A 23,240-nucleotide genomic window follows, 5' to 3' on the forward strand; every position below is an offset into this window, starting at 1 on the left:
GGACGGTGGCGAGGACGGCTGGTCGAAGGAGAAGGAGGAGGGTCACGGCGAGCACAAGCCGCACGGTGGGGTGCACGCCGGCGGCGGCGGTCTGGCCATGAGGGTTGCCCAGGACGGTGGCGAGGACGGCTGGTCGAAGGAGAAGGAGGAGGGTCACGGCGAGCACAAGCCGCACGGTGGGGTGCACGCCGGCGGCGGCGGTCTGGCGCAGACCGGGAGGAGCATGACCGCGGGTTCCGCACTGTTGCTCGGCGGTCTCGGTGTCGGCGCGTACATGCTGCGTCGCCGCCAGGCGGCAGGTGCCGCTGCCTAAACAGGTTCCTGTCGCCAGCTCTCCAGTGTCATGGTCGCCGTCATCCTCCAAGGGTGACGGCGACCATGAGTTGACGGTCCGCATGCCTCACCTCACCGCCACCCTGTTCACGAAAGGCACGGTCATGCCCGCCCCGCAGACACCAGGACCGGACACGCGCAGGTCCAAGTCCGCATTCTCCACCTCCCGGCGCGCTCTCCTCTGGCCCGCCGCAGCAATGGGAGTGGGCGTTCTGCTCCTGCACAACTCCCTGACGGGCCCTGTAGATGATCACAAGCCGTACACTCGACCGGCGGCGGTCACCCACGCGACACCTCCTTCGGCGGCCGCAGCTGCTGCCGATCAGGCTCTGCCACGCGCGATGCCAGAGCGGCTCTCGATTCCGGAGATCGCCGTGGACGCGCCGTTCACCAGGCTGTCCATCGGCGCGTCCGGACAGCTCAACGCACCGCCCGCAGGCGAGGCCAACCTCGTGGGCTGGTTCGAGGGCGGGGTTTCGCCCGGCGAGCGCGGTTCGTCGATTGTCGTAGGGCATGTCGACACCAAGACCGGCCCGGCCGTGTTCGCGCAACTCCGGCAACTCAAGCCCGGAAGCATGGTGTACGTCACCCGCGCAGACGACACCGTCGCGCGTTTCAAGGTCGACTCACTCAACACCTTCAGCAAGGACCGGTTTCCTGACCACCTGGTCTACGCCGACACACGCTCCCCCCAGCTGCGCCTGATCACGTGCGACGGCGCGTACAACCACGTTACCCACGACTACGAGGCCAACCTGGTCGTGTTCGCCCACCTCGACCCGGTCGGGCAAGCCGGAGGTATGAAGGCCGCACCATCGCGAGCCCCCCGGACATCACGCTGATTCGGTCGGTCGTACACGGTCTGCTGCGGGCGGCCGAGCACGTGCTGCGGACCCAACTGCGGTCTCTGCTCGCCCAGCGGGGCGCTTGCACCAGCGCGCCAGGCCGGCCATCGACTGGAGGGACGCGGCCAGGCCGGCCATCGACTGGAGGGACGCGGCCAGGCCGGCCGTCGACTGGTGGGACGCGGCCGAGCGGGAGCCCTCATCGATTCGAGGGTCCGTGAGGGGGCGCCGCTCGCCGCGGTGGGGGCCGGGTCCTGGGGCAAGAGGTGGACCGGGCCGCACGCCTGCTGGCCACCGTGCTGGGCGAGGAATCTCGAACGGGACGCGAAGTGAGGATTCCCCGCTGCGCGATAAGGGCTGACCAACTGGTCAGGGCGGGTTGACGTGGTTTCAGGTTCACTGGTGTAGCCGCTGCCTGGTCCGGCGTAGTGCTTCTCCTCGAACTCGATGGGGCTGAGGTAGCCGAGTCGCTATTGGATGCGGCGGGGGTTATGGAAGCCGTCGATGTATTCGAAGAGTGCGAATTCGCCTCGTCTCTGGTTGTGAAGACGCGGCCGCGGACGCACTCTGTCCTGACCAGCATCCACAGGTTCTCTGCCAGGGCATTGTCGAAGGAGTCACCGACGAGCCCATGGATGCCTGGAATCCTGCTCTGACCAGGCGTGTTGTGAGCCGATCGACTTGTATTGCCTGGACTGAGCCGTTGTTGAGAGGGAGAGGAACGGCCCCGAGCTCACCCGCCTCGTTGTGACAGGTCGGTGCCCTTGGGGGAGTGCTGGCGGAACAGTCCGTTGGGGGTCTCGTTGGCGCTGCATTGCCAGGGGTTGTGCGGGTCGGTGATATAGGCGCGCCCCAGAGCGCTGGAGCAGGCGGCCATGCACTGGTTCCACCCGGGGCGCGGTCCGGCCCAGGTAGCAGCCGGTTCAACGGACCTCTGCCGCCAGGACCGACTACCTGTCCGTTGGCCGCCGGAGCGAACGACGCTGGGATGACGGCACGTCAGGATGGAACGGAAGGAGACGGTCCAGGGTGAGCACAGCCGGGTCCTTCGCGCCGCACCCGCGGCGAGCAAAAGCCGAACCGACCCGGCGAGTGGCCTGTTGGACGTACTGGTGCGGCAGCTGGGGCGCTCGAACCGAGGGGACTCTGCCCAGTGCGAAGGACGGTTCACCAGGGCGCCCGGGCCCATGGGCAACGAGGGAGGAAGGCCGTACACCGCCGCCCTCCGGCGCGCGGTACCCCTACCGCGCGCCCGACTTCCGCTGTGTCCCGACCGCCGTCAGCGCCAGATTCGACCCATCCCTTGGCCTTCCTCGCGATGCATGCACCTCATGCCTGATCCTCGCGGCGGCTGGGCAGTGACCCGAAGCCGTACCGCGAGGACGAGGACGTGTGATCAGAACTGCAGAGCCCAGGAGTCGATCTTGCCCGTGTCGACAATCGCGCTGTCGCTGACCCTCAGCTTCCACAGGCCGGTCGCCGTCTCAGACGAGGCGTTCACGGTGTACGTGGTATCGATGTTGTCCGCGCTGCCGCCGAAACCGTACGGCTTGAGCAGGTACGCCGACCCGTCCGGCGCGATCAGTTGGACCTGAAGGTCACCGATGTAGGTGTGCTGGATGTGCACCTCCGCGCGGAGGGCCGAGGGCGCGTTGCCAGGGACCCCGGTGACCGTGATCGGTGACTCCACGGTGGTGAAGTCCCGGATCGGGTAGTCCGTGGTGTTCACGAAGCGCGGCCCGGAGGGAGGCGCCGACGGGCTGCCGAGGACGTTGAGGAGCCGGTTGGGCGAACCGGGACCTGGGTCGGAGACGACGCCGTTGGAAGCGGCGGTCGTCAGCGCTGAGGCGACCTGCGCGGGCGTGGCGGTGGCGTGGCCCGCCAGGTAGAGGGCCGCAGCCCCCGCCACGTGGGGCGTCGCCATCGATGTGCCGGACAGCGTGGCTGTGGCCGTGTCGCTGGTGTTCCACGCGGATCTGATCGAGGAGCCCGGCGCGAAGAGGTCCAGCACGGAGCCGTAGTTGGAGTAACTGGCCCGCAGGTCGCTGGACGTAGTGGCACCGACCGTGATCGCTTCACTCACTCGGGCGGGAGAGAAGTTGGAGGCGTCGGAGTTGCTGTTGCCTGCGGCGACCGCGAACGTGACCCCAGAGGCGATGGTGTTGCGCACCGCTGTGTCGAGCGCGGTGTCGGGACCGCCGCCGAGTGACATGTTGGCCACGGACGGGCCGCTGTGGTGCGTAGCCACCCAGTCGAGGCCCGCGATCACTTGGGCCGTGGTCCCCGATCCGGCATTGTTCAGGACACGGACGGCGACGATCTTCGCCTTCTTGGCCACGCCGTACGCGGTGCCGGCGACCGTGCCCGCCACATGCGTGCCGTGGCCGTGGCCGTCCTGTGCCACGGGGTCGTTGTCGACGAAGTCGTAACCGTACGAGGCACGGCCGCCGAAATCGCTGTGCGTGATGCGTACGCCGGTGTCGATGACGTACGTCGTCACACCCTGGCCGGCCGAGTCCGGGTAGCCGTATTTGGTGTTCAGCGGCAGGGTCTTCTGGTCGACGCGGTCCAGGCCCCAGGAGGGTGGGTTGGTCTGGGTCGAATCGATGCGGAGGGTGTGGTTCTGGGTGACGAAGTCGACGGCCGGATCGGCGGCGAATCGCTTCGCGTTGGTCTCGCTGACCTGAACGGCGTACCCGTTGAGCGCCTTCACGTAGGAGTTCGTGATGGTGGCACCGTACTTCTCGGCCAGGGCCCGACCATCGTCGGAACTGGCCTTTACGGTATCGGACTTGAAGCTGACGATGTAGCTGTCGGCAACGGCGTCCACCGTATCCGCGTGCTGGATCCGCCCATCGCGGCCCGGCGTCGCGTGTGCGGGGAGGACGGAGACAAGGCCGACGACCACGGATGCCGCGGCGATTTCGGGCAGTCTTCGCAGTGCCTGGCGCATCACTGCCATATGGGGATCCTCTTCGTCGGTGAGGCGCTTGGTGGGGTGCCCGTGGCGGATCGTGCGAGCGTGCGGGAACTGCCGCGGTGCACACGCGAAAGGCACGGAGTGGATGCTGCGCGGCGATCATGACACACCGTCACTAGACGGTCAACTTTTCTCCCTTTATGACCGGAATTGTCGAGACTTTCAGTCACGGGAATGGTCAACCCGGGAGCTCATGACGCCACGTCGCCAGACGGCAGGGCCAGGCTGATGCTCTGCGGCCGAAGTCAACTGCGGATGACCCTCCGCGCTGTAGCCCTTGTTGCCCAACGCGTGGGCAGTCGGATGCAGGGCCGTCTCGGGCCGAGGCGGAGCACCGTCGCGGGTGGTGAACCGGGTTGGGGTCGTGGGCGCGCCCGCCCCCTTCTCGACCCTTGAGGCGTGCTGCAGCCGGAAGGTGTGCTCCATGTCGAACCGTCGCAGGAAGCGCTCCCAGAGCAGGTCGACCCGGGTGGCGGTGGCATCGGTTGCCCGACCACCACAGCCGCACCGGCCTTGGCGCGGCCATGGTGGGGAGACGGTCGACCAGGCGGATCGGGGTGCCCTCGATGATTGCGGCCCCACCCAGCCGGGTGGTCGGCGCCGAGCGGTGGGGCAGACGGGGGTGGAACCGGTCCCGGGGTCTGGGCGGTAGCAGCGCCGTACAGACGGGGCGCGGTCGCGGTGTCGGGGGTCTTCCAAGTAGCCGTCATCGAAGACGAACCTGCCGCCGAGTGGGCGGACGGCGCCAGGCACGTCATATCCGGCGTTACGACGATCAGCAGGTCTGGGTCGCCGCATTTCCGCTGGCCCGCCTCCATCAGTCGCTCGATGGGCTCGCGGACCTGCCGAGGGTGACTGTGGCGGCGTTATCGTCCGGAGTCGAGCGGTGCATCCGAGCGCTTGGTCAGGCAGGAGTAGAACTCGCCTCGGAAGCACGACAGTTCGCGCATGGCGCCTCCGGAGGTCCGATACGGGTCCGGAAGCGAACGGCCACGTGGTCTTCGAACGAACTGGTCGTAAACGCCAGGCTGCGCCACCCCTTCTGGCCTGCAGAGATATCCATCAGCATGAAGAGGCCGGTCAGTGGCGCGGTGTCCGTAGGACCGCTTGTTTGCGCGCGCCCGTTCCTGCGGACCGAGATGTCTGGAGTGGAAGATGCACAACGCCGAGTGGAACCAGTCCATCGAGTGGCTTGCCGCGGCGGCTATGGACCCGCGGGAGTGCAAGCGGGAATGGGAGGAGAGCACAGGCCCCGTGTTGTTGCAGGCCGGACGGTTTTGGGACGTGCTCAGCGTCCCCCACTACCTGGGCCTGCTTGCTCTGGACATCCTCTGCCGCCGCCCACTGGAAGTGCCCGGACCCGTGCTGGTGGACTGCGCTGCTCGCAGGCTGGGCTTCTTCCTGCCGCCTGATCCGGACCGTGAATGGGTCGGGGCGGGGGTCCGCTATGCGGGCTGGGGGACGTGGGTGGCAGCGCCACCCCCGTATCGGACCGCCGGCCGTCTGGGGTGGATCATTGCGCCCGACGGCACCGGTGTCCTGCACGCCCCGAACACACTCGAAGGTGCCCTGCGGGAGGCGACCAGCACGCTCGCCGTCCTGGAGCCCGTGATCGTGAGCTAAGCGTGGTGGAGCCCGAGACAGGCTGCGCCTAACCTCTGGAATCGATCTCGCAGCAGCCGCGGGAAGCGTCTCCGCGCAAGCACCGTGAGCAGTTGTCACGCGGCAGCGCGGAGCTGTGTGGACCGTCCGGCGGAAGGGGCTGGATGCGGACGTGCGACGAAATCCGTCAGCGTGTGATGTCCGAAGGCTTTCTTCCTGGTCGCGGACGTGTCCTGCTTGTCGGAGTGGGCCAGGGCCAACACCCCGTCCAGGTCCACGATCACTTGACCGCCCGTGTCCGGCGCCGCATCCCTGCCAACGGCCAGACGTACTCGCGCACTTCGGCCCGCGCCGAGCGGATCGCGGGCAGAGCCTTGTCTCCGGCCGCGGCGAGGGTGTCGATCAGCCGGGAGACCGCGGTACGGAGGCCACCGGCCCGAACATGGCCGGCTCGGCCCGCAGCATTCCTGCATCGGCCAGGCAGTCCCTGCCCAGCGCGATCGCGGGAGCCACACCCAGGCGGATCTTGCCCGGATCGTGCACCGTCCGGGGCCGGTGACACGACGCGAGCGCCGCTGATATCGCGGTATCCAGGCCGGTCTTGCGGGCAGTCTCAACCAGCGGCACCCCTCCGGCCTGCGAGACCACCGCCCGGCCCCTGTCCGCGAAGCGGACAGACGGGCAGGACCCAATGCGCTGGCTCACCTTGGGCGTGCTTCCCTCCACGCGACGACCTGGACCCTAGACAAGTCGTATCGGTGCAGGTCAGAGGAACTGTTCGCGTTTCCGATCACACCCTGGGGAGTCATGCGCTAGAGAAGAACCACGAGAACCAGGCAACTTCTCCAGTGTCCGGTGGACGTTGGTCCACTCGCGCATGACGCTCTGATGACCCGAAGATGCAGGTCAAAGGGCTAAGGCGCCCCCGGCAGGACTCGAACCTGCGGCCAAGCGCTTAGAAGGCGCCTGCTCTATCCACTGAGCTACGGGGGCCGGGTGTGGTGGCCTCTGTCGTGGGTGCCCGGGTGTGGGCCGTTCCGTGACGTTGCCGGGGACAAGGATAGGGCTCCCACGACCTTGTCCCTGTTGCTTCGCCTCCGTGGCTCGATGTGGAGGTTCGGTGAAGCGGTCCTGATAATCGCAGGCAGGTACGAATCGTGCATCGCTTTTGGCGCCTCGCGCACCGGGTGTTGTGCACTCGTTATGCCTGGACTGTGCCTGCGTCCCAGTCATCCCTTGCATCCCTTGTGTCCGGTCGGCGCGCAGACATACTCATATGCTTCAGAATTCCCCTAAAATTGGGCATTCTTCGCATGTGGTGACCTTGGACGTACGGCCTCAGCTGCTCGACGCACTCTCCGCCCTGCGCGACCGTGTCGCCGCCGCACGCTTCCCGCTGCCCCTGGCGGGGGCCCCACGCGCGCGCGCCAACCGCGACGAACTGCTCGCCCAGCTGGACGACTATCTGGTGCCCCGGTTGAGGGACCCGGAAGCGCCACTGCTGGCCGTGGTGGGGGGTTCCACCGGGGCCGGTAAGTCGACCCTCGTCAACTCCCTTGTGGGGCGGCGGGTGAGCGAGGCGGGCGTGCTGCGGCCGACCACGCGGACACCGGTGCTGGTCTGTCATCCGGAGGACCAACACTGGTTCAGTGGTATGCGCATACTGCCCGACCTCACACGCGTGTGGGTACCGCACCAGGAGCCGGGGGACGAACTCCTGCTGCCCGGCGAGAACCCCGCGCGCGTGCTGCGCATCGAGACCGCCGACACCCTCCCGCCGGGCCTCGCGCTCCTGGACGCACCCGATGTCGACTCCCTGGTCGCCGACAACCGCGTCCTCGCCGCCGAGCTGATCTGCGCGGCCGACGTCTGGATCATGGTGACCACGGCCGCCCGCTACGCCGACGCCGTCCCCTGGCACCTCCTGCGCACCGCCAAGGAGTACGACGCCATGCTCGTGACCGTCCTCGACCGGGTGCCGCACCAGGTCGTCTCCGAGGTCTCGAGGCAGTACGGCGCCTTGCTCACCAAGGCCGGCCTCGGCGAGGTGCCCCGGTTCACGGTGCCCGAGCTGCCCGAGTCGGCCTGGGGCGGGGGACTGCTGCCGGTCACCGCGGTGGCGCCGCTGCGGACCTGGCTCGTGCACCAGGTGCAGGACCCCGCGGCCCGGCAGCACACCGTCGCCCGTACGGCCCACGGCGTCCTTGCCTCCCTCAAGTCCCGGATGCCCGAGCTGGCCAGCGCGGCCGCTGCCCAGTACGCGGCCGCGCAGCGGCTCACCGTAGCCGTCGAGGGGGCGTACGACAGCGAGTACGCGCGCGTGCGGGGGCGGCTGAAGGCCGGTGCGGTGCTCGCCGGCGACGCCCTCAAGCGCTGGCGGGCCTTCCCCCTCGACTGCACCGCCGTAGAGCTCCTGGACGCCCTTGTGGAGAGCCTGGGTGCCCTCCTGCTGTGCGCGGTCACCGCCGCAGACGAGCGTGTCAACGAGGCCTGGCGGCGTGAACCGGCCGCGAGGGCGCCGGAACTGACTGACCGCGATCCGACTCTGGAGAGCGCCGAGCAGCGGATCGGGATGGCCGTACGGCGCTGGCGGCGGGAGTTGGAGGAGTACGCAGAGGAGGAGGTCCGCGACCTCGACCGCGGGGCAACGCCGGATCCCGAGACGGTCGCCGCCCTCGTCGCAACCGCGCTGCTGGGCGGACGCCGGGCGCGGGTCGCCGGAGAGGGGCTCGCCGAGCGGATTGGAGCCCATGGCGCCCTGCGGCTGCGCGACCGGGCGGGACGGCTGCTCACCGAGCACCTCGACAAGGTCGTGCACACCGAACGCGAGCGTCGGCTCGCCCCGCTCGACGCACTCGACGTACACCCCGAACCCCAGGCCGAACTCATCGCCGCGCTGTCCGTACTGCAGAAGGAGAGGTGACCGATGACCGCCGTCACGGATCAGGACCACACGGAGCAGGCGGAGGACGCCGTATCAGGGGACTCGAGGGCGAGGGAGGGGATGGTCGAGGTGCCTTTGCCGGAGGACGAGGTGGAGTCGGGGGGCGAGGGCGAGCGCGCGCGCGTGGAGGTCGGTGACGGGCGGGAGGCCGCCGGGGACGCGCGTGGGGAGGGTGGCCGAATGCGTGAGAAGGATGGTCACGCGCGCGTGGACGGGGGCAGTGCTCAGGCGGACTCGGGTCGCACGCGCGAGGAGGCGGAGCGTTCGCGTGTCGAGGCCGGGCACGCGCGTGCGGAGGCGGGGCGCGGGCGTATGGAGGCCGCTCACGCGCGTGAGGAGGCCGATGGGGGCTCCCAGGGGTCGGGCGACGCCGAGGGCCCCGGTGACGCCGACTCCGCGGGCGCCTGGGACGACGGGCTGATCGCGCGGCGCGTCACCGCGGAGACCGAGCAGGCCGCCGTCGTGGAGGTCCGTGGGCACAACGCACCGTCCACCGTCCCGCTTGCGTACGACGGCCCTCTGCGCTCCCGTCTGGACGCGCTGCGGGAGCTGATCGGGCTCTCGCGGACCCGGCTCGACAGTCGGACGCTCGCCGAGGCCGGACAGGTCCTGGACGAGGCGGCCGCCCGACGCAGGCTCTCCGGACAGCACACTGTCGTCGCCATCGCGGGCGCGACCGGCAGCGGCAAGTCGCAGCTGTTCAACTCGCTCGCCGGAGTGGCCATCTCGGAGACCGGCGTACGCCGGCCCACCACCGCCGCGCCGATCGCGTGCAGTTGGAGCGACGGCTCGGCGAGTCTCATCGAGCGGCTCGGCATCCCGCCCCGGCTGCGGCGGCGTCCGCTGCAGAGTGCCGAGTTGGAGGCCCAGTTGCGCGGGCTCGTCCTGGTCGATCTGCCCGACCATGACTCGGCCGCCGTCCAGCACCGCGAGCACGTGGACCGGATCCTGGCGCTCGTCGACGCCGTCATCTGGGTCGTCGACCCCGAGAAGTACGCCGACGCGATCCTGCACGAGCGCTATCTGCGGCCCATGGCGGGCCACGCGGAGGTCATGTTCGTCGTCCTCAACCAGATCGACCGGTTGCCCGGGGAGGCCGCCGAGCAGGTCCTCGACGATCTGCGGCGGCTGCTCGACGAGGACGGGATCGCCCTCGGGGAGTACGGCGAACCGGGCGTGACCGTGCTCGCCCTGTCCGCGCTCACCGGGGACGGCATCGGTGAACTGCGGGAGGCGCTCGGCCAGTTCGTGGCGGAGCGCGGGGCTCCCGCGCGGCGGATCGCGGCCGACGTGGACGCGGCGGCGTGGCGGCTTCGGCCCGTCTACGCCACGGGCAGGCGCACCGGGCTGAGCGAGGACGCGCGCGACGACTTCGCCGCCCGGCTCGCGGACGCGGTGGGCGCCACGGCGGCGGGCGAGGCGGCCGAACGCGTGTGGCTGCGCAACGCCAACCGTGCGTGTGGGACGCCCTGGCTGCGGCTGTGGCGCTGGTACGAGGACCGGTGTGAACCTCCCACGGGACGGCTGCCGTTGCGGGCCCAGCCCGACGAGGAGGCGACCGCGCGCCAGCGTGTGGAGCAGGCCGTACGGACGCTCGCCGACCGGGCCTCGGCGGGACTGCCCGCGCCGTGGGCGCAGGCGGTGCGCGAGGCGGCCGTACGCGGCTCCCAGGGGCTGCCCGAGGCGCTGGACGAGCTGACGGCCCGGGCCGGGCTGCCACCGGGCCGTCCGCCGCGTCCGGGCTGGTGGCCGGCGGCCGTGCTGGCACAGGCGTCCATGACGCTCCTTCAGATCGTCGGCGGGCTCTGGCTGATGGGTCAGATCGTCGGGGTCATGGCGCCGAACCTGGGGGTTCCGGTGCTGCTGATGGTGGCCGGCATTATCGGCGGCCCGCTCGTCGAGTGGAGCTGCCGGATGGCGGCACGGGGGCCCGCGCGGCGGTACGGCGTGGAGGCGGAACGGCGGCTGCGGGAGGCGGCGGCCGGGTGCGGGCGGGCGCGGGTGCTGGATCCGGTGGCGGCGGAGCTGCTGCGCTACCGGGAGGTCCGGGAGCAGTACGGGAGGGTCGTCGGAGTGGGGTGAGCGGTGTGACGGCGGGGGGCGCGGACGACGGCGGGGGGGCGGGTGTTCCTGTGGACCGGATCCCTCGTTCGGGTGGCGGAGTTCTCCACAACCCGTGGACGGTCCACAGGTCCCAGCGGGCTTGGCCCGGCGGAGGCAGTCTGGCTTCGCGGCGATCGCGGTGACGTGGTCGGCACGCAGACAACAGCAACCGTACGGGACGGGCCCGTACGCATGTCCGGGAGGGGATCCCAGCGATGAACGAGACGATGATCTGTGCGGTGGGCAACGTGGCGACACAACCGGTGTACCGGGAGCTGGCGACGGGCGCGTCGGTGCGGTTCCGGCTGGCGGCGACGGCGCGCTATCTGGACCGCGAGAAGAACGAATGGACGGACGGGCACACCAACTTCTTCACGGTGTGGGCCAATCGCCAGCTCGCCACGAACGTGTCGGGGTCGATCAACGTGGGTGATCCGGTGGTCGTCCAGGGCCGGTTGAAGGTGCGATCGGAAATGCGCGAGGGGCAGTCGGCCTGGACCTCGGCCGACATCGACGCGGTGGCGATCGGCCACGACCTCGCGCGGGGCACCTCGGCCTTCCGGCGCACACAGCGGCCGGAGAACGGCGTCGCGGGGCCGTCCGCGCAACCCGAACCGGCCTGGGAGACACCGCCGAGTGAGACTGCGGACCAGGAGCCCGTCGCGGTGACGTGACGTCGGCCGATGGCGCGCGCCGGCCGATGGCGCGCGCCGGCTCCGACCGAAGTGCGGCTTATCGGTGAATGCATTCCGGATCCCTCCGGTCGATTTGTCGATAAGCCCTGCGAGTGAAAGGCGCCTTGGCGATAACGATTCCGAGTCGGATCGATCTTCCGACCGCATCCCCGGGAAGAGGGGGCGGCCGCGTCCCTAGGATGCCGAACACAGCTCCCGGGGTTACTGATTCTGCTGGTGGGACCGCCACCCCGCTCGTCAACGGGTCCTGTTCGGAGGGGAATTCCGTGTTTTCTGCGTTCTCTGCGCTGTCCGTGCGCGGACGGGGGGCGGCTCGCCTCGCGGTCGTCACGTTCATCTCCGGCCTGCTCGCCGCCGGTGCGACGGTGGCCGTCGCCGACACGGCGTCAGCGGACGAGGCGGCGCAGAACCAGAGCGGGGCGACCGCCACCATAGTGGGCCTGAAGACCTTCGGCGACGCGGTGATACACGACACCGACGGTGATCTCCAGGTGCCGGCCGGGCTGTTCGAGATGTCCGTCGAGGGCGGCGGAACCCTCCAGACGTACTGCGTCGACCTCTACAACCCCACGCAGAAGGACGCCAAGTACCACGAGACCGACTGGAGCGGCACCTCGCTGGGCGCCAACAAGGGGGCGGGCAAGATCCGTTGGATCCTGCAGAACTCCTACCCCCAGGTCAACGATCTCGCGGCGCTCGCCGCCAAGGCCGGTATCGCCTCGGGCCTGACCGAGCAGGACGCGGCGGCCGGCACCCAGGTGGCGATCTGGCGCTACTCGGACGCCGCCGACGTCGACGCCGTCGACCCGCAGGCCGAGAAACTCGCGAACTACCTTGAGAAGAGTGCCCGTGACGTCGTGGAGCCGGCGGCGTCGCTGACGCTCGACCCGCCCGCGGTCTCCGGTCATCCCGGTGAGTTGCTGGGCCCGGTGACGGTGCACACGAACGCGGCTGGCGCGACGGTCGCCCCGCCGGCGGACGCGGCCACGAGCGGCGTGCGGATCGTCGGCAAGGACGGCAGGCCGGTGACCTCCGCGAGCAACGGCAGTGAGCTCTACTTCGACGTTCCCGAGGACGCGGCGGCAGGCTCGGCCGACCTCACCGTGCAGGCCTCGACCACCGTGCCGGTCGGCCGTGCGTTCGCCTCCGAGAGCCGGAGCCAGACCCAGATCCTCGCCGGTTCCAGCGAGTCGACGGTCTCGGCGACGGCGAGCGCGACCTGGGCGAAGGAGGGCGCCGTGCCGGCCCTGTCCGCGGCCCGGAACTGCACCGAGGGCGGCCTGGACATCAAGGCGGTCAACCAGGGCGACGAGGAGTTCGCGTTCGAGCTGATGGGCACGGAGTACGCCATCGCGGCGGGCGAGTCCCGCACGGTGACGGTCCCGCTCCAGGAGGACCAGGCGTACGACTTCACGATCAACGGTCCCGACGGTCTCGCCAAGCGCTTCACCGGCGTCCTCGACTGCCGTACCCGCAGCAGCGAGAGCGACGCCACGACCCAGACCCTCAGCGAGCCCAGCCCCGCCACGGTGGCCGTCCCCACCACCGACGTCAACCTCGCAGAGACCGGCAGCTCCGCCACGACCCCGCTGATCGCCGGTACCGCCATCGCGCTGGTCGTGATCGGGGGCGCGGCTCTGGTCCTCACCGGCAGGAAGCAGAACCGGGCACAGGACTGACCGCGGCCCGCCGGTGCCGGGCACAATGGCATCATGACCAAGCCATCCGCACCACCGGCGCGTCACACCTCCTCGGACTCGGTGCTGTCCCTGTGGTCACAGGACTCGGTGCTGTCGATCGGCTCGGTGGGCTCGGTCCTGTCGATCGGCTCCGTGGGCTCGGCGCTCTCGGTCGGATCGATCGGCAGCGCCCTGTCCGTTGGCTCGATCGGTTCGGCCCTGTCCCTGATCTCGGCGGGTTCCTGGCTGAGCACGGGGTCGCTTCTGTCGGCGCAGTCGAAGTGGTCGGTTCTGTCGTGGCGCGGTTTGAAGCGGTCCGCGGGTGCGGTGGGGGCGGTGGCCGTGGGCGCCGCCGTGCTGCTGGCCGTGCGGGGTGGGGCTGACGACCAGGTCCGTGCGCATGCAGCGCGCTGTACGCCTCGTTGAGTTTTCGGGCCCGGGCGTCCAGCTTCGTGTGCCGGGTGGGCAGAGCGGAACCACGGACCCGCAGGTCGGCCTCGTACGCGTGAGCCGGGGGAAACGGGCTGTGCCTGCTGCTTCCATTGCGTCAGGTTCGGGCGGAACACAGTCGAAGATCACGGCTCCGACGTTGCGCATTACCGGGCAGGTCCGGATGCGCCTACAAAGACATCGTTCTTTCCTTCAGCAGTGCCCTGCGCACATGAGGTTGTGGCACTACTGGCGGTGGCGGGGCGACGCCTGCCGTGGGGGCCTTGTCAGTATGATTTGTCGGACGAGTTGATGAAAGCATGCCAGGGACGCGACGGCGGGCAGGGCAGCTCCAATGACACCGGTGAATGTCCGGTCGGCCTGGGCTACGCACAGCATGACGGCGACGGAGGAAAACAGCAGAACGATGAGCCATGAGTGCAGAGCTCGGCGCCGATGCAAGACAGTTCGGAGGATAGAGAGAGCCGCCACCGTCCAGGGGCCGTACACGAGAAGAGGCCATTGATTGATCATCCCGCTCTTCGCGCCGGACGAGATGTTCTGCAGAGGCTCGTATGCCACCATCCCACCGAAGACGCTGACCATAGCCACGATGAGGGCAACGAATGCGACGATCGCGAAGCTGCCAGTCTGCAAACACTTGAGTCGGAGTTTTCCGCCCCGATTCTTTCGATGCCTGACAGAAGAGTGTCGGATGGGCGGAAGCTGAGCGGTGATCTGCGTCAGGTCCTCCATCGGGTCGGTGAAGTCGACGCTGGATGGGGACTCGCTGCGAGTTGGCGGCACCACGGCCGCCTGCTCCACTGAAACGGCCTCCTGCAGGAGATGGGTTAGTTCCTCAACCGGGTCCCAGCCCGAGACCGGGGGTGCCGAGGGGGCCCCTGAGTAAAGGGCATCGACAGGACTGCCGTGCCAGTCGGCACCCGACCCATATGGGGATGCGCCGGAATGCCATTCACGCACGAAGGAGGGATCCACATAGTCGTGATTCATGGATATCCGCCCCGTCAAGAGCGGTCCGCGTGACAACCGGACTTACTCTGGTCGTTCCACCGCTGATCAAGTTCCTCCTGGGCCGACTCCAACAGTGCGAGGAAATCGCGGAGCAGGGACTCGGTGACCTGCAGTTCCACCCGCACGCCGTCTCCGTGCAGGGTGCCACACGACTCATGCGCCGAGTATTCCAGACTAGGCATATCATTATATTTCCTCACTGTCGCATCACGGGTCGCAGGCGGTTTACCCTTCCCTGTGTCGCGGTGAGGCAAGCCGTGGGTCGTTACTTTCGTCATATCTCGATAACGCCGCTCCCTCTCCTCCAGATGCGCGGCAAATGAGTGACTCTGACGTGGGGGAACGTTGGGGAGAGCATTTCTTAATAAATGTCATCGACGTCTGGCTCTGCATTTATGAGTCGAGCGGGTTGTCTTCTCAAATCTCCTTGAGTAGGGAATACTATTTACTTCCAGCGCTCTGCGTGAGGCGTACCCCGGGTTCGCCCTGCTGGATGGCACCCCTGGCCGAGTGCGACCGCCACGGTGACGGCCCGTACCCACCGGATCATCAGGATCTGCGAGTGCCAATGGGTACCGATCCTGGCCGACCGCGCCTGCAACGGTGCCGGCGAGAGGGTGACCACACCGCACAGACGGCCTGCGGGAGGCGAACTCACGCTCACCAACAGACGGCGAACCGGACGCTGTCCAGGGCGCGGGCACCGGACTAGGGCGGCAGTGCCGGCTGAAGTCCTGGCGAATCTTCCGCAGAGCGCGGTGCAGCCCGGATCGCATGACATCAATCGCAGCAGCGGTCCTCACCCTGGAGCGGCAACACTGGAAGACCTTATTGACAGACCAGCCGAGCGCGTCTACATCGAAACCCCAGGTCAGCGGCCGCCGATCATTCGGGTTAACACCAAGGGGTGGACCTCAGGCAAGATGGGGTGTATCTGCCCACTGCCGATCTCAAGCTGCCGGACGGTTTCTCTTGGCTGAGTACATCTACACCATGCGCAAGACGCGTAAGGCGCACGGCGACAAGGTGATCCTTGACGACGTGACGCTGAGCTTCCTGCCCGGCGCGAAGATCGGTGTGGTCGGGCCGAACGGTGCTGGTAAGTCCACCGTTCTGAAGATCATGGCGGGGCTGGAGCAGCCGTCGAACGGTGACGCGTTCCTGTCGCCGGGCTACACGGTCGGGATGCTGCTGCAGGAGCCGCCGCTCGACGAGTCCAAGACCGTTCTGCAGAACGTGCAGGACGGCGCCGCCGAGATCATGGGCAAGCTGCACCGGTTCAACGAGGTCGCCGAGCTCATGGCGACCGACTACTCCGACGCGCTCATGGACGAGATGGGCAAGCTCCAGGAGGACCTGGACCACGCCAACGCGTGGGACCTGGACACCCAGCTGGAGCAGGCCATGGACGCCCTGGGCTGCCCGCCCGGCGACTGGCCCGTCACCAACCTCTCCGGTGGTGAGCGCCGCCGCGTCGCGCTGTGCAAGCTGCTCCTTGAAGCCCCTGACCTGCTGCTTCTCGACGAGCCCACCAACCACCTGGACGCCGAGTCCGTCCAGTGGCTGGAGCAGCACCTCGCGAAGTACCCCGGCACCGTCGTCGCCGTCACCCACGACCGGTACTTCCTCGACAACGTCGCCGAGTGGATCCTGGAGCTCGACCGCGGTCGCGCCCACCCCTACGAGGGCAACTACTCCACCTACCTCGACACCAAGGCGACCCGTCTGAAGGTCGAGGGCCAGAAGGACGCCAAGCGCGCCAAGCGGCTCAAGGAAGAGCTGGAGTGGGTCCGCTCCAACGCCAAGGGCCGTCAGGCCAAGTCCAAGGCGCGTCTGGCCCGCTACGAGGAGATGGCCGCCGAGGCCGACAAGATGCGGAAGCTGGACTTCGAGGAGATCCAGATCCCGCCGGGCCCGCGGCTGGGCTCCATCGTCGTCGAGGTCAACAACCTCTCCAAGGCCTTCGGCGAGAAGGTGCTGATCGACGACCTCTCCTTCACGCTGCCGCGCAACGGCATCGTCGGGGTCATCGGCCCGAACGGCGCCGGCAAGACCACCCTCTTCAAGATGATCCAGGGTCTGGAGACGCCCGACTCCGGTTCGATCAAGGTCGGCGACACCGTCAAGATCTCGTACGTCGACCAGAGCCGCGAGAACATCGACCCGAAGAAGAGCCTCTGGGCGGTCGTCAGCGACGAGCTCGACTACATCAACGTCGGTCAGGTCGAGATGCCGAGCCGTGCGTATGTCTCGGCCTTCGGGTTCAAGGGCCCCGACCAGCAGAAGCCGGCCGGTGTCCTCTCCGGCGGTGAGCGCAACCGCCTCAACCTCGCGCTCACCCTCAAGCAGGGCGGCAACCTCCTGCTCCTCGACGAGCCGACCAACGACCTCGACGTCGAGACCCTGTCCAGCCTGGAGAACGCCCTGCTGGAGTTCCCGGGCGCGGCCGTGGTCGTCTCCCACGACCGGTGGTTCCTGGACCGGGTGGCCACGCACATCCTCGCCTACGAGGGCGAGTCCAAGTGGTTCTGGTTCGAGGGCAACTTCGAGTCCTACGAGAAGAACAAGATCGAGCGGCTCGGCCCGGACGCCGCGCGTCCGCACCGCGCCACCTACAAGAAGCTGACCCGGGGCTGATCTTGCGGCACATCTACCGCTGCCCGCTGCGCTGGGCGGACATGGACGCGTACGGCCACGTCAACAACGTGGTCTTCCTCCGCTACCTGGAGGAAGCCCGTATCGACTTCCTGTTCCGCCCGGAGAAGGACTTCAAGCAGGGGTCCGTGGTGGCACGCCATGAGATCGACTACAAGCGGCAGCTCGTCCACCGGCACGCACCCGTGGACATCGAGCTGTGGGTCACCGAGATCCGAGCGGCGTCCTTCACCATCGCCTACGAGGTGAAGGACGGCGACGAGGTCTATGTCCGGGCCTCGACGGTGATAGTGCCGTTCGACTTCGCGGCCCAGCGGCCGCGCCGGATCACCGCGGAGGAACGCGAGTTCCTGGAGGAGTACCGGGACGACGACGAGGAGGAGGCCGTCGCCGCATGACGGTGCTCCATCTCGCCGACGAATCGGAGGCGGCCGACCTCGCCGCCTTCCTCTCCCGGCTGCTCCACTACGACCGCTCGGCCACCGTACGCCTCCAGGGCGCCGGCACCGCGCTCGCCGTCTTCGGGCGGCCGCCGTCCTTCGAGGTGCTGGCGATCCGGGCGGTACGGCTGGCGAAGCCGTACGAGAACGGACTGGACGTCACCCTCGATGTCACCGTGTCCGCTGGGGAGTTGCTGGAGTCCGTCGACGAGTCGGCGGGTACGGCTGTCGTGCCGCAGGCCGTGACCGGGCCGCCGTGGGCCGGGGTGCTGCCGCCGCGCGGCGGCTGGCACGCGGTGAGCGGATTGCCGGAACCGGAAGCGCTGCGGGCCCTTGTCCACGCCGGGGTCGCCGAATTCCGGTCCCGTACCGAGGAGTTGGGGCCCGAAGGCCGTACGCGGGCCGAACTCGACCGGATCGGGCGGGAGATCTGGTCCCGGACCGTGGGGGAGACGGGTCTTCCGGTCCGGGCCGTGCACGCGGCCCAGTCGCTCGGATTCCTGCGGCCAGGCAGGGAGTCGGCGCTCTTCTCGTCGGGGGCGTGGCTGCGGCTGCGTACGCCGTTCGGGTCGATCGCCGTACGGCAAGGGGGACTTGGGACGCTCGGCGTCAGCGTGCGCTGATCAGCCGTCGCGGTCGGCGCTGTCGTCCGGCCGCGGGCCACTGTGGCTCGTACCGAACGCACGATCCACACCGGCCACGGCCTTCAGCCAGCCGTGGTCAGTCGGCGGTGTTCACCATCGAGGCGGCCGCGTACGTCAGGTAGTTCCACAGCTGGGTCTCGTGCTCCTCGGACAGACCGAGCTCGTCGACGGCGTCCCGCATGTGCTTCAACCAGGCGTCGTGCGCCGCACGGTCGACCGTGAAGGGGGCGTGGCGCATGCGCAGCCGGGGGTGGCCGCGGTTGTCGCTGTACGTCGTGGGGCCGCCCCAGTACTGGATCAGGAACAGCACGAGCCGCTCCTCGGCCGGTCCGAGGTCCTCCTCGGGGTACATGGGCCGCAGTATGGGGTCCTCCGCGACGCCCGCGTAGAAACGGTGGACGAGGCGGCGGAAGGTCTCCTCCCCGCCGACCTGCTCGTAGAAGGTCTGCGTCTGCAGCGTGCCGCGTCGGATCTCTTTCACATCACCCATGGTCTCAGACGGGGTGGACGAGGACTCAAGGCTTAGGACCACCGGCATTCCGGGTGCACAGTGGAGACATGGGCGCACACGCTCTCGACAGGGACCTGACCGACCTCGCCGTCTCGGCACGGGCGGCGCTGGTGCGGGAGATCGACGCGAGCGGGGCCTGGGCGGCGGACCCGGTGTGGCGGGAGGCCTTCGAGGCGGTGCCACGGCACCTGTTCGTGCCGTACTACTACGTCGGTGTCAGGGGCGGCTACGAGCGGCGGTGGGGCGAGAACCCCGAGCCGCGCGCCCGGCAGCGCTGGATACGCGGGGCCTACGCCGACGTCCCGCTGGCCACCCGGCTGCGCGACGGGCAGCTGGTGTCCTCCAGCAGCCAGCCCTCGCTGATGGCGCTGATGCTGGCCGAACTGCGGGTGCGGGACGGCGACCGGGTCCTGGAGATCGGCGCGGGCACCGGCTACAACGCGGCGCTGCTCGCGCACCGGCTCGGCGACGACTCGCTCGTCACCACCGTCGACCTGGAGCCGGAGATCACCGAGGCGGCACGCGGGCATCTGGCCGCCGCCGGGTACCACCCCGCGGTCGTCACCGGTGACGGCGCGCGCGGGGTGCCCGAACGCGCCCCCTTCGACCGGATCATCGCCACCTGCACCCTGTCGTCGGTCCCGGTCGCCTGGCTCGCGCAGTGCCGGCCCGGCGCACGGATCCTGAGCCCGCTCGCCACCGGCCTGATCGCCCTGACCGTCCGGGACGCCGGGCATGCGGAGGGGCGGTTCCTGCACACGCCCGCCTACTTCGTGCCGTTGCGCGGCGGCGAGCAGCACGAGGAGGGGTTCGTCGAGTGGCGCGGGGTGCCGCGCAGGGCCCGGGAGAGCGAACTGTTCCGGTTCCTGCTGGCCCTGACCCGCGGCAGCCTGGAGACGCGGGAGGCGTACGCGCTGTGGGAGCGGGAGGGGGAGCCGAGCAGGGAGCGTTACGGCATCACGGTCGAGGGAGAGCGGGAGTGGGCGTGGCTGGACCAGCCGGAGGGACCGTACACCTGGTCCCTCCGGGGCTGAGCCGACCGTCCTAGCCCCGCCGGATCGTGATCGTCGTCCAGGCGCCCACGTGCACCCGGTCGCCGTCCTGCAGCGGAACCGGAACGAACGGCGTGATCGGCTCCTCGGCGCCGTTGACCGTGGTGCCGTTCGTCGAGTTCTGGTCGACGACCGCCCAGGAGCCGTCCGGCTGCTGCACCAGTACCGCGTGCTGGTGCGAGACGCCCGGGTCCTCCGGGGGAACCGACAGGTCGACGTCGGGGGTGTCGCCGGTGGAGTGCCGACGGCGGCCGATGGTGACCTGGTTGCCGGTGAGCGCGCGCTGCTGCTCGGGGGAGTACGCGGGCAGGTTCAGACCCGCGGCCTCGGGGCCGGAGCGCTGCATCATCGCCATGAAGTACTCGCGGTCCGGGCCGATCGTCGCCGTCCAGGTCGCGGGCTGCTGCGGGAAGGACGGGCCGCCCGGTCCGGGCGGGGCCTGGGTGGAGCCGGGCTGCGGGTAGCCGTAGCCGCCGGGCCCACCAGGACCGCCGGGACGGCCGGGGGCGGTGGAACCGGGCGGGGAGATGACCCAGTCGTCCGCGCCGCCGCCGAAGGACTGGCCGCCCTGCTGGGGCCGGCCGGTCTCCTGTGGGAAGGCGGGCGGGGCCGATGCGCCCTGCGCCTGGAATGCCTGCGGGGCGCCGCTCGTGCCACCGGGGCCGCCGGGGGGCGGCGGGACCGGACGGGAGGGGTCGGCGCCGAAGTTCGGCGGACCACCGGGGCCGCCGGGGCCGCCAGGACCTCCGCCGGGACCGGAGGGGCCACCGGGGAAGCCCTGCGGGCCGCCGGGGCCGGACGGGCCGGGCTGGGTGGGACTGCCGCCGAAGCCCTGCGGGGCGCCGGGGCCACCGGGACCCGAGGGACCGGGCTGGGTGGGGTTGCCGCCGAAGCCCTGGGGGCCACCCGGGCCGCCTGGCCCACCGGGACCGGCGCCGGGAGATCCGGGCTGGGTGGAGCCGGGTTGCGGGTAGCCGTAGCCGCCGGGCCCACCAGGACCGCCGGGGCCGCCGCCAGGACCGCCGGGCCGCGAGGGGTCACCGGGGAAACCGGAGGGGCCGGGGCCGCCGGGACGGCCGGGGTCACCCGGGAAGCCCTGCTGGCCACCACCGCCGGGACCGCCGGGACCGCCGGGACCGCCAGGTCGAGAAGGGTCACCGGGGAAGCCGGAGGGGCCGGGGCCGCCGGGACGCCCGGGGTCGCCCGGGAAACCGGAAGGACCGGAGGGGCCGGGTGCGCCGGGACCGCCGGGCCGTGCCGGATCACCGGGGAAGCCGGACTGACCGCCTGGGCCGCCTGAGCCACCGAAGCCACCAGGACCGCCGGGACCACCAGGACCGGAACCCGGACCGCCCGGCCCTCCCGGCCCCGGGCGTCCCGACGGCTCCGAGCCGAACGGGATCGGTTCCGCGGGCCGGTTCACCTGGGACGGACGTGAGCCCTGGTACTCGTACGAGTCACCGCCGCCGCCGAAGGACGGGCCAGGCCCGGGCTGCTGCTGGAAGTGCGAGGGCGCACCCCCGGAGCTGGCCGGCGGGCGCGGGGCGGCCGGGGTGTACGAGGTCGCCGTGTTCGTCAGGAAGTTCCACCGGCACTCCTCGCAGAAGGGCGCACCGCCCTCACGGGGCGTACGGCACTGCGGGCAGAGCTCCGGCTCGGGGTCCGGTACGGCGGACAGGTGCGGACGTCCGCCGGGCTGGCCACCGGGACCGCCGGGGCCGCCAGGCGGCGGGAAGCCGTAGCCGCCCCCACCCGGTGCGGGCGGCGGCGGAGGGGGCGGAGGTACGGCACCGGCCATGCGGTGACCGCAGACCTCGCACCAGTCGTCGGAACCCGACTGGTGTCCGTTCGGGCAGGTCGGCATGTCGGCGCTTCCCCCTCTCGGATCAGGGAACTTCTACGTCGGTGGCTGTCGGAAACTGTCTACTTCTTTACACGAACGGTCTTTGTCGACCGTGTCTCGAGAGTCATCTCGTCGGCCTCCTCGACCTTCGCCTTCAGTCGCACAGTACCTGTCGTGGCGTCGACCACGTCGACCACCTTCGAAAGCAGTTTCGCAGTATCGGCGTTCCCCGAGTCGTTCGCCAGTTGGACGGCCCGGCCCAGTTTGGCCGTCGCTCCATCCATATCGCCCGCTTTGCGCAGATCGAGACCCTGTTGGATGGCCTGTGCCAGTTCGGCCTGGCCGGTGTAGTGGGCGACCTGGGGGTTGATCGACGTAGAGGCGACCATGTCGTCGGTCCACACGGCCCGTACGAGACCCTGCGCGCCCAGGTTCTGGACGGTGCCGTCGGGCTGCGGGACGACCAGTGAGACCCGGGCGGCAAGCATCTCCTGGCCGATGTTCGCGGCCGGGACCTCGACGCAGACGTGGTAGTCACGGGACTCGTCTCCCCAGGAGCCGGTGGGGTAGTCACCGGCGCGCGGGCCGGCCTCGGTGCGCCGGTCGGTGAGCTCCTCGACGGTGGGCGCGACCTGCTTGACGAACTTGATGACGGTGCCGACCGGGGTCCACACGCGCAGGGCCACGTCGGCGACCTCCTTGCCCATGGCCGTCTCCATCATCTGCGTGAAGTCGGCGGCGAGACCGGCCGGGTCGGCGACGATGTCGGCGGTGCCGAGCAGGGCGGAGGCGATCCCTGTGACTTCTTTCACTTCCCAGTCGGTGCCCACGCCCCGGGCGTCGCAGGTGAAGCGTCCGGCGCAGGCGTCGAGGGAGGCCTTGAGGTCCTCCGGCGACTCGTGTTCGTTGCGGCCGTCGGTGAGCAGGATGCCGTGGCGTATGGCGACGTCGGCCGAGGAGAGCAGGCGGTCGGCGAGGCGCAGCCAGGTGCCGATGGCCGTACCGCCGCCTGCGCTGAGCTTGCGCAGGGCCTGCTTGGCCTGGTCGCGGGTGGTGGCGTCGGCGACCGCGAGGCGGCCGCCACCCGGATACACCTCCTTGGCGACATGCGTGCCGCCGATCACCGCGAAGTGCACGCCGTCGCGCAGGGTGTCGATCGCGGCGGACGTGGCGTCACGGGCGTTGCGCATCTTGGTCGGCGGGTAGTCCATGGAGCCCGAGCAGTCGACCATGACCGCGACCGCCGCCGAGGGCCCCTGCCCCGCCGAGTACAGGTGGGGCGCGGTGACCGCGCTTCCCATCGTGCCGCCGCCGGTCGCGGTCACCGTGACGATCGCGTTGACCTCGCGGCCGCCCTCCGGCAGGTACTCGTTCTGGTAGACGTCCATCGAGAACTGCGGCACGTTCGACTTCGAAAAATTGGCCATACCTACTCAAATCCCCCTCGAAA

16 protein-coding genes, 1 tRNA gene and 3 pseudogenes are annotated in these 23,240 nt (G+C 69.7%); 13 read left to right on the top strand and 7 right to left on the bottom strand.

All coding sequences use genetic code 11. The annotated features are described in order from the left end of the window. Together AB0D34_RS36245 and AB0D34_RS36250 are read left to right on the top strand one after the other, a co-directional pair. Positions 1-313, top strand: a pseudogene (locus AB0D34_RS36245) (hypothetical protein); the annotation flags it as partial. Between the two features lie 217 nt (positions 314-530). After that, a complete protein-coding gene (locus tag AB0D34_RS36250) occupies positions 531-1,175 on the top strand; it encodes a class F sortase (RefSeq protein WP_362669781.1) in 645 nt (214 codons plus the stop codon). Between the two features lie 1,399 nt (positions 1,176-2,574). Here the strand turns inward: AB0D34_RS36250 and AB0D34_RS36255 are convergent. Beyond that, positions 2,575-4,140, bottom strand: a complete 1,566-nt coding sequence (locus tag AB0D34_RS36255) for a S8 family serine peptidase (protein ID WP_362669601.1) — start codon at positions 4,138-4,140, stop codon at positions 2,575-2,577. A 1,173-nt stretch (positions 4,141-5,313) separates the two neighbouring features. On the opposite strand from AB0D34_RS36255, the gene AB0D34_RS36260 reads away from it, so the two are divergent. Further along, complete coding sequence (locus tag AB0D34_RS36260) at positions 5,314-5,781, top strand: hypothetical protein (protein WP_362669603.1); 468 nt, start codon at positions 5,314-5,316, stop codon at positions 5,779-5,781. Positions 5,782-5,936: 155 nt separating this feature from the next. Here AB0D34_RS36260 and AB0D34_RS36265 read toward each other — a convergent pair. Then, a pseudogene (locus AB0D34_RS36265) lies at positions 5,937-6,465 on the bottom strand (transposase); the annotation flags it as partial. Positions 6,466-6,680: 215 nt separating this feature from the next. Further along, a tRNA-Arg gene (locus AB0D34_RS36270) sits at positions 6,681-6,753 on the bottom strand. Between the two features lie 322 nt (positions 6,754-7,075). On the opposite strand from AB0D34_RS36270, the gene AB0D34_RS36275 reads away from it, so the two are divergent. From AB0D34_RS36275 to AB0D34_RS36295, 5 genes are all read left to right on the top strand, one after another. Continuing rightward, on the top strand, positions 7,076-8,683 hold the full coding sequence (locus AB0D34_RS36275) for a dynamin family protein (protein WP_362669605.1): 1,608 nt from the start codon (positions 7,076-7,078) through the stop codon (positions 8,681-8,683). Positions 8,684-8,686: 3 nt separating this feature from the next. Next, complete coding sequence (locus tag AB0D34_RS36280; RefSeq protein ID WP_362669607.1) at positions 8,687-10,786, top strand: GTP-binding protein; 2,100 nt, start codon at positions 8,687-8,689, stop codon at positions 10,784-10,786. A 236-nt stretch (positions 10,787-11,022) separates the two neighbouring features. Continuing rightward, positions 11,023-11,481: a single-stranded DNA-binding protein gene (locus tag AB0D34_RS36285; RefSeq protein WP_362669610.1), complete on the top strand. Its 459-nt coding sequence runs from the start codon at positions 11,023-11,025 to the stop codon at positions 11,479-11,481. A gap of 287 nt (positions 11,482-11,768) precedes the next feature. Beyond that, positions 11,769-13,181, top strand: a complete 1,413-nt coding sequence (locus AB0D34_RS36290; protein ID WP_362669613.1) for a TQXA domain-containing protein — start codon at positions 11,769-11,771, stop codon at positions 13,179-13,181. A 33-nt stretch (positions 13,182-13,214) separates the two neighbouring features. Continuing rightward, positions 13,215-13,607, top strand: a complete 393-nt coding sequence (locus AB0D34_RS36295; protein WP_362669615.1) for a hypothetical protein — start codon at positions 13,215-13,217, stop codon at positions 13,605-13,607. A 249-nt stretch (positions 13,608-13,856) separates the two neighbouring features. On the opposite strand, the gene AB0D34_RS36300 is transcribed toward AB0D34_RS36295, so the two are convergent. Further along, the gene (locus AB0D34_RS36300; RefSeq protein ID WP_362669617.1) at positions 13,857-14,435 is read right to left on the bottom strand and encodes a hypothetical protein; all 579 of its coding nucleotides are present in this window, start codon (positions 14,433-14,435) and stop codon (positions 13,857-13,859) included. Positions 14,436-15,169: 734 nt separating this feature from the next. Between AB0D34_RS36300 and AB0D34_RS36305 the strand changes: the two are divergent. The 4 genes and pseudogenes from AB0D34_RS36305 to AB0D34_RS36320 all read left to right on the top strand — a co-directional run. Further along, positions 15,170-15,461 (top strand): annotated as a pseudogene (locus AB0D34_RS36305) (IS5/IS1182 family transposase); the annotation flags it as partial. A gap of 156 nt (positions 15,462-15,617) precedes the next feature. Beyond that, positions 15,618-17,282 carry an energy-dependent translational throttle protein EttA gene (gene ettA, locus AB0D34_RS36310; RefSeq protein ID WP_362669784.1) on the top strand — a complete coding sequence of 555 codons (1,665 nt, stop codon included), beginning with the start codon at positions 15,618-15,620 and terminating at the stop codon, positions 17,280-17,282. A gap of 2 nt (positions 17,283-17,284) precedes the next feature. Beyond that, positions 17,285-17,698, top strand: coding sequence for a thioesterase family protein (locus AB0D34_RS36315; RefSeq protein ID WP_356455099.1), 414 nt, complete (start codon positions 17,285-17,287; stop codon positions 17,696-17,698). Next, positions 17,695-18,363: a hypothetical protein gene (locus tag AB0D34_RS36320; protein WP_362669619.1), complete on the top strand. Its 669-nt coding sequence runs from the start codon at positions 17,695-17,697 to the stop codon at positions 18,361-18,363. The genes AB0D34_RS36315 and AB0D34_RS36320 overlap by 4 nt, the downstream gene beginning before the upstream one ends. Positions 18,364-18,460: 97 nt before the next feature. On the opposite strand, the gene AB0D34_RS36325 is transcribed toward AB0D34_RS36320, so the two are convergent. Continuing rightward, positions 18,461-18,874 carry a globin gene (locus AB0D34_RS36325; protein ID WP_362669621.1) on the bottom strand — a complete coding sequence of 138 codons (414 nt, stop codon included), beginning with the start codon at positions 18,872-18,874 and terminating at the stop codon, positions 18,461-18,463. A gap of 68 nt (positions 18,875-18,942) precedes the next feature. Between AB0D34_RS36325 and AB0D34_RS36330 the strand changes: the two genes are divergently transcribed. Further along, entirely contained in the window at positions 18,943-19,929 is a 987-nt protein-coding gene (locus tag AB0D34_RS36330) for a methyltransferase domain-containing protein (protein ID WP_362669623.1), read from the top strand. 10 nt (positions 19,930-19,939) lie between these two features. Here the strand turns inward: AB0D34_RS36330 and AB0D34_RS36335 are convergent, their stop codons facing one another. Beyond that, on the bottom strand, positions 19,940-21,811 hold the full coding sequence (locus AB0D34_RS36335; RefSeq protein ID WP_362669625.1) for an FHA domain-containing protein: 1,872 nt from the start codon (positions 21,809-21,811) through the stop codon (positions 19,940-19,942). Positions 21,812-21,870: 59 nt separating this feature from the next. Further along, positions 21,871-23,217, bottom strand: coding sequence for a VWA domain-containing protein (locus AB0D34_RS36340; RefSeq protein ID WP_362669628.1), 1,347 nt, complete (start codon positions 23,215-23,217; stop codon positions 21,871-21,873). Positions 23,218-23,240 lie beyond the last annotated feature (23 nt).

This window comes from Streptomyces sp. NPDC048420 (genome assembly GCF_040651535.1).
GTDB lineage: Bacteria > Actinomycetota > Actinomycetes > Streptomycetales > Streptomycetaceae > Streptomyces.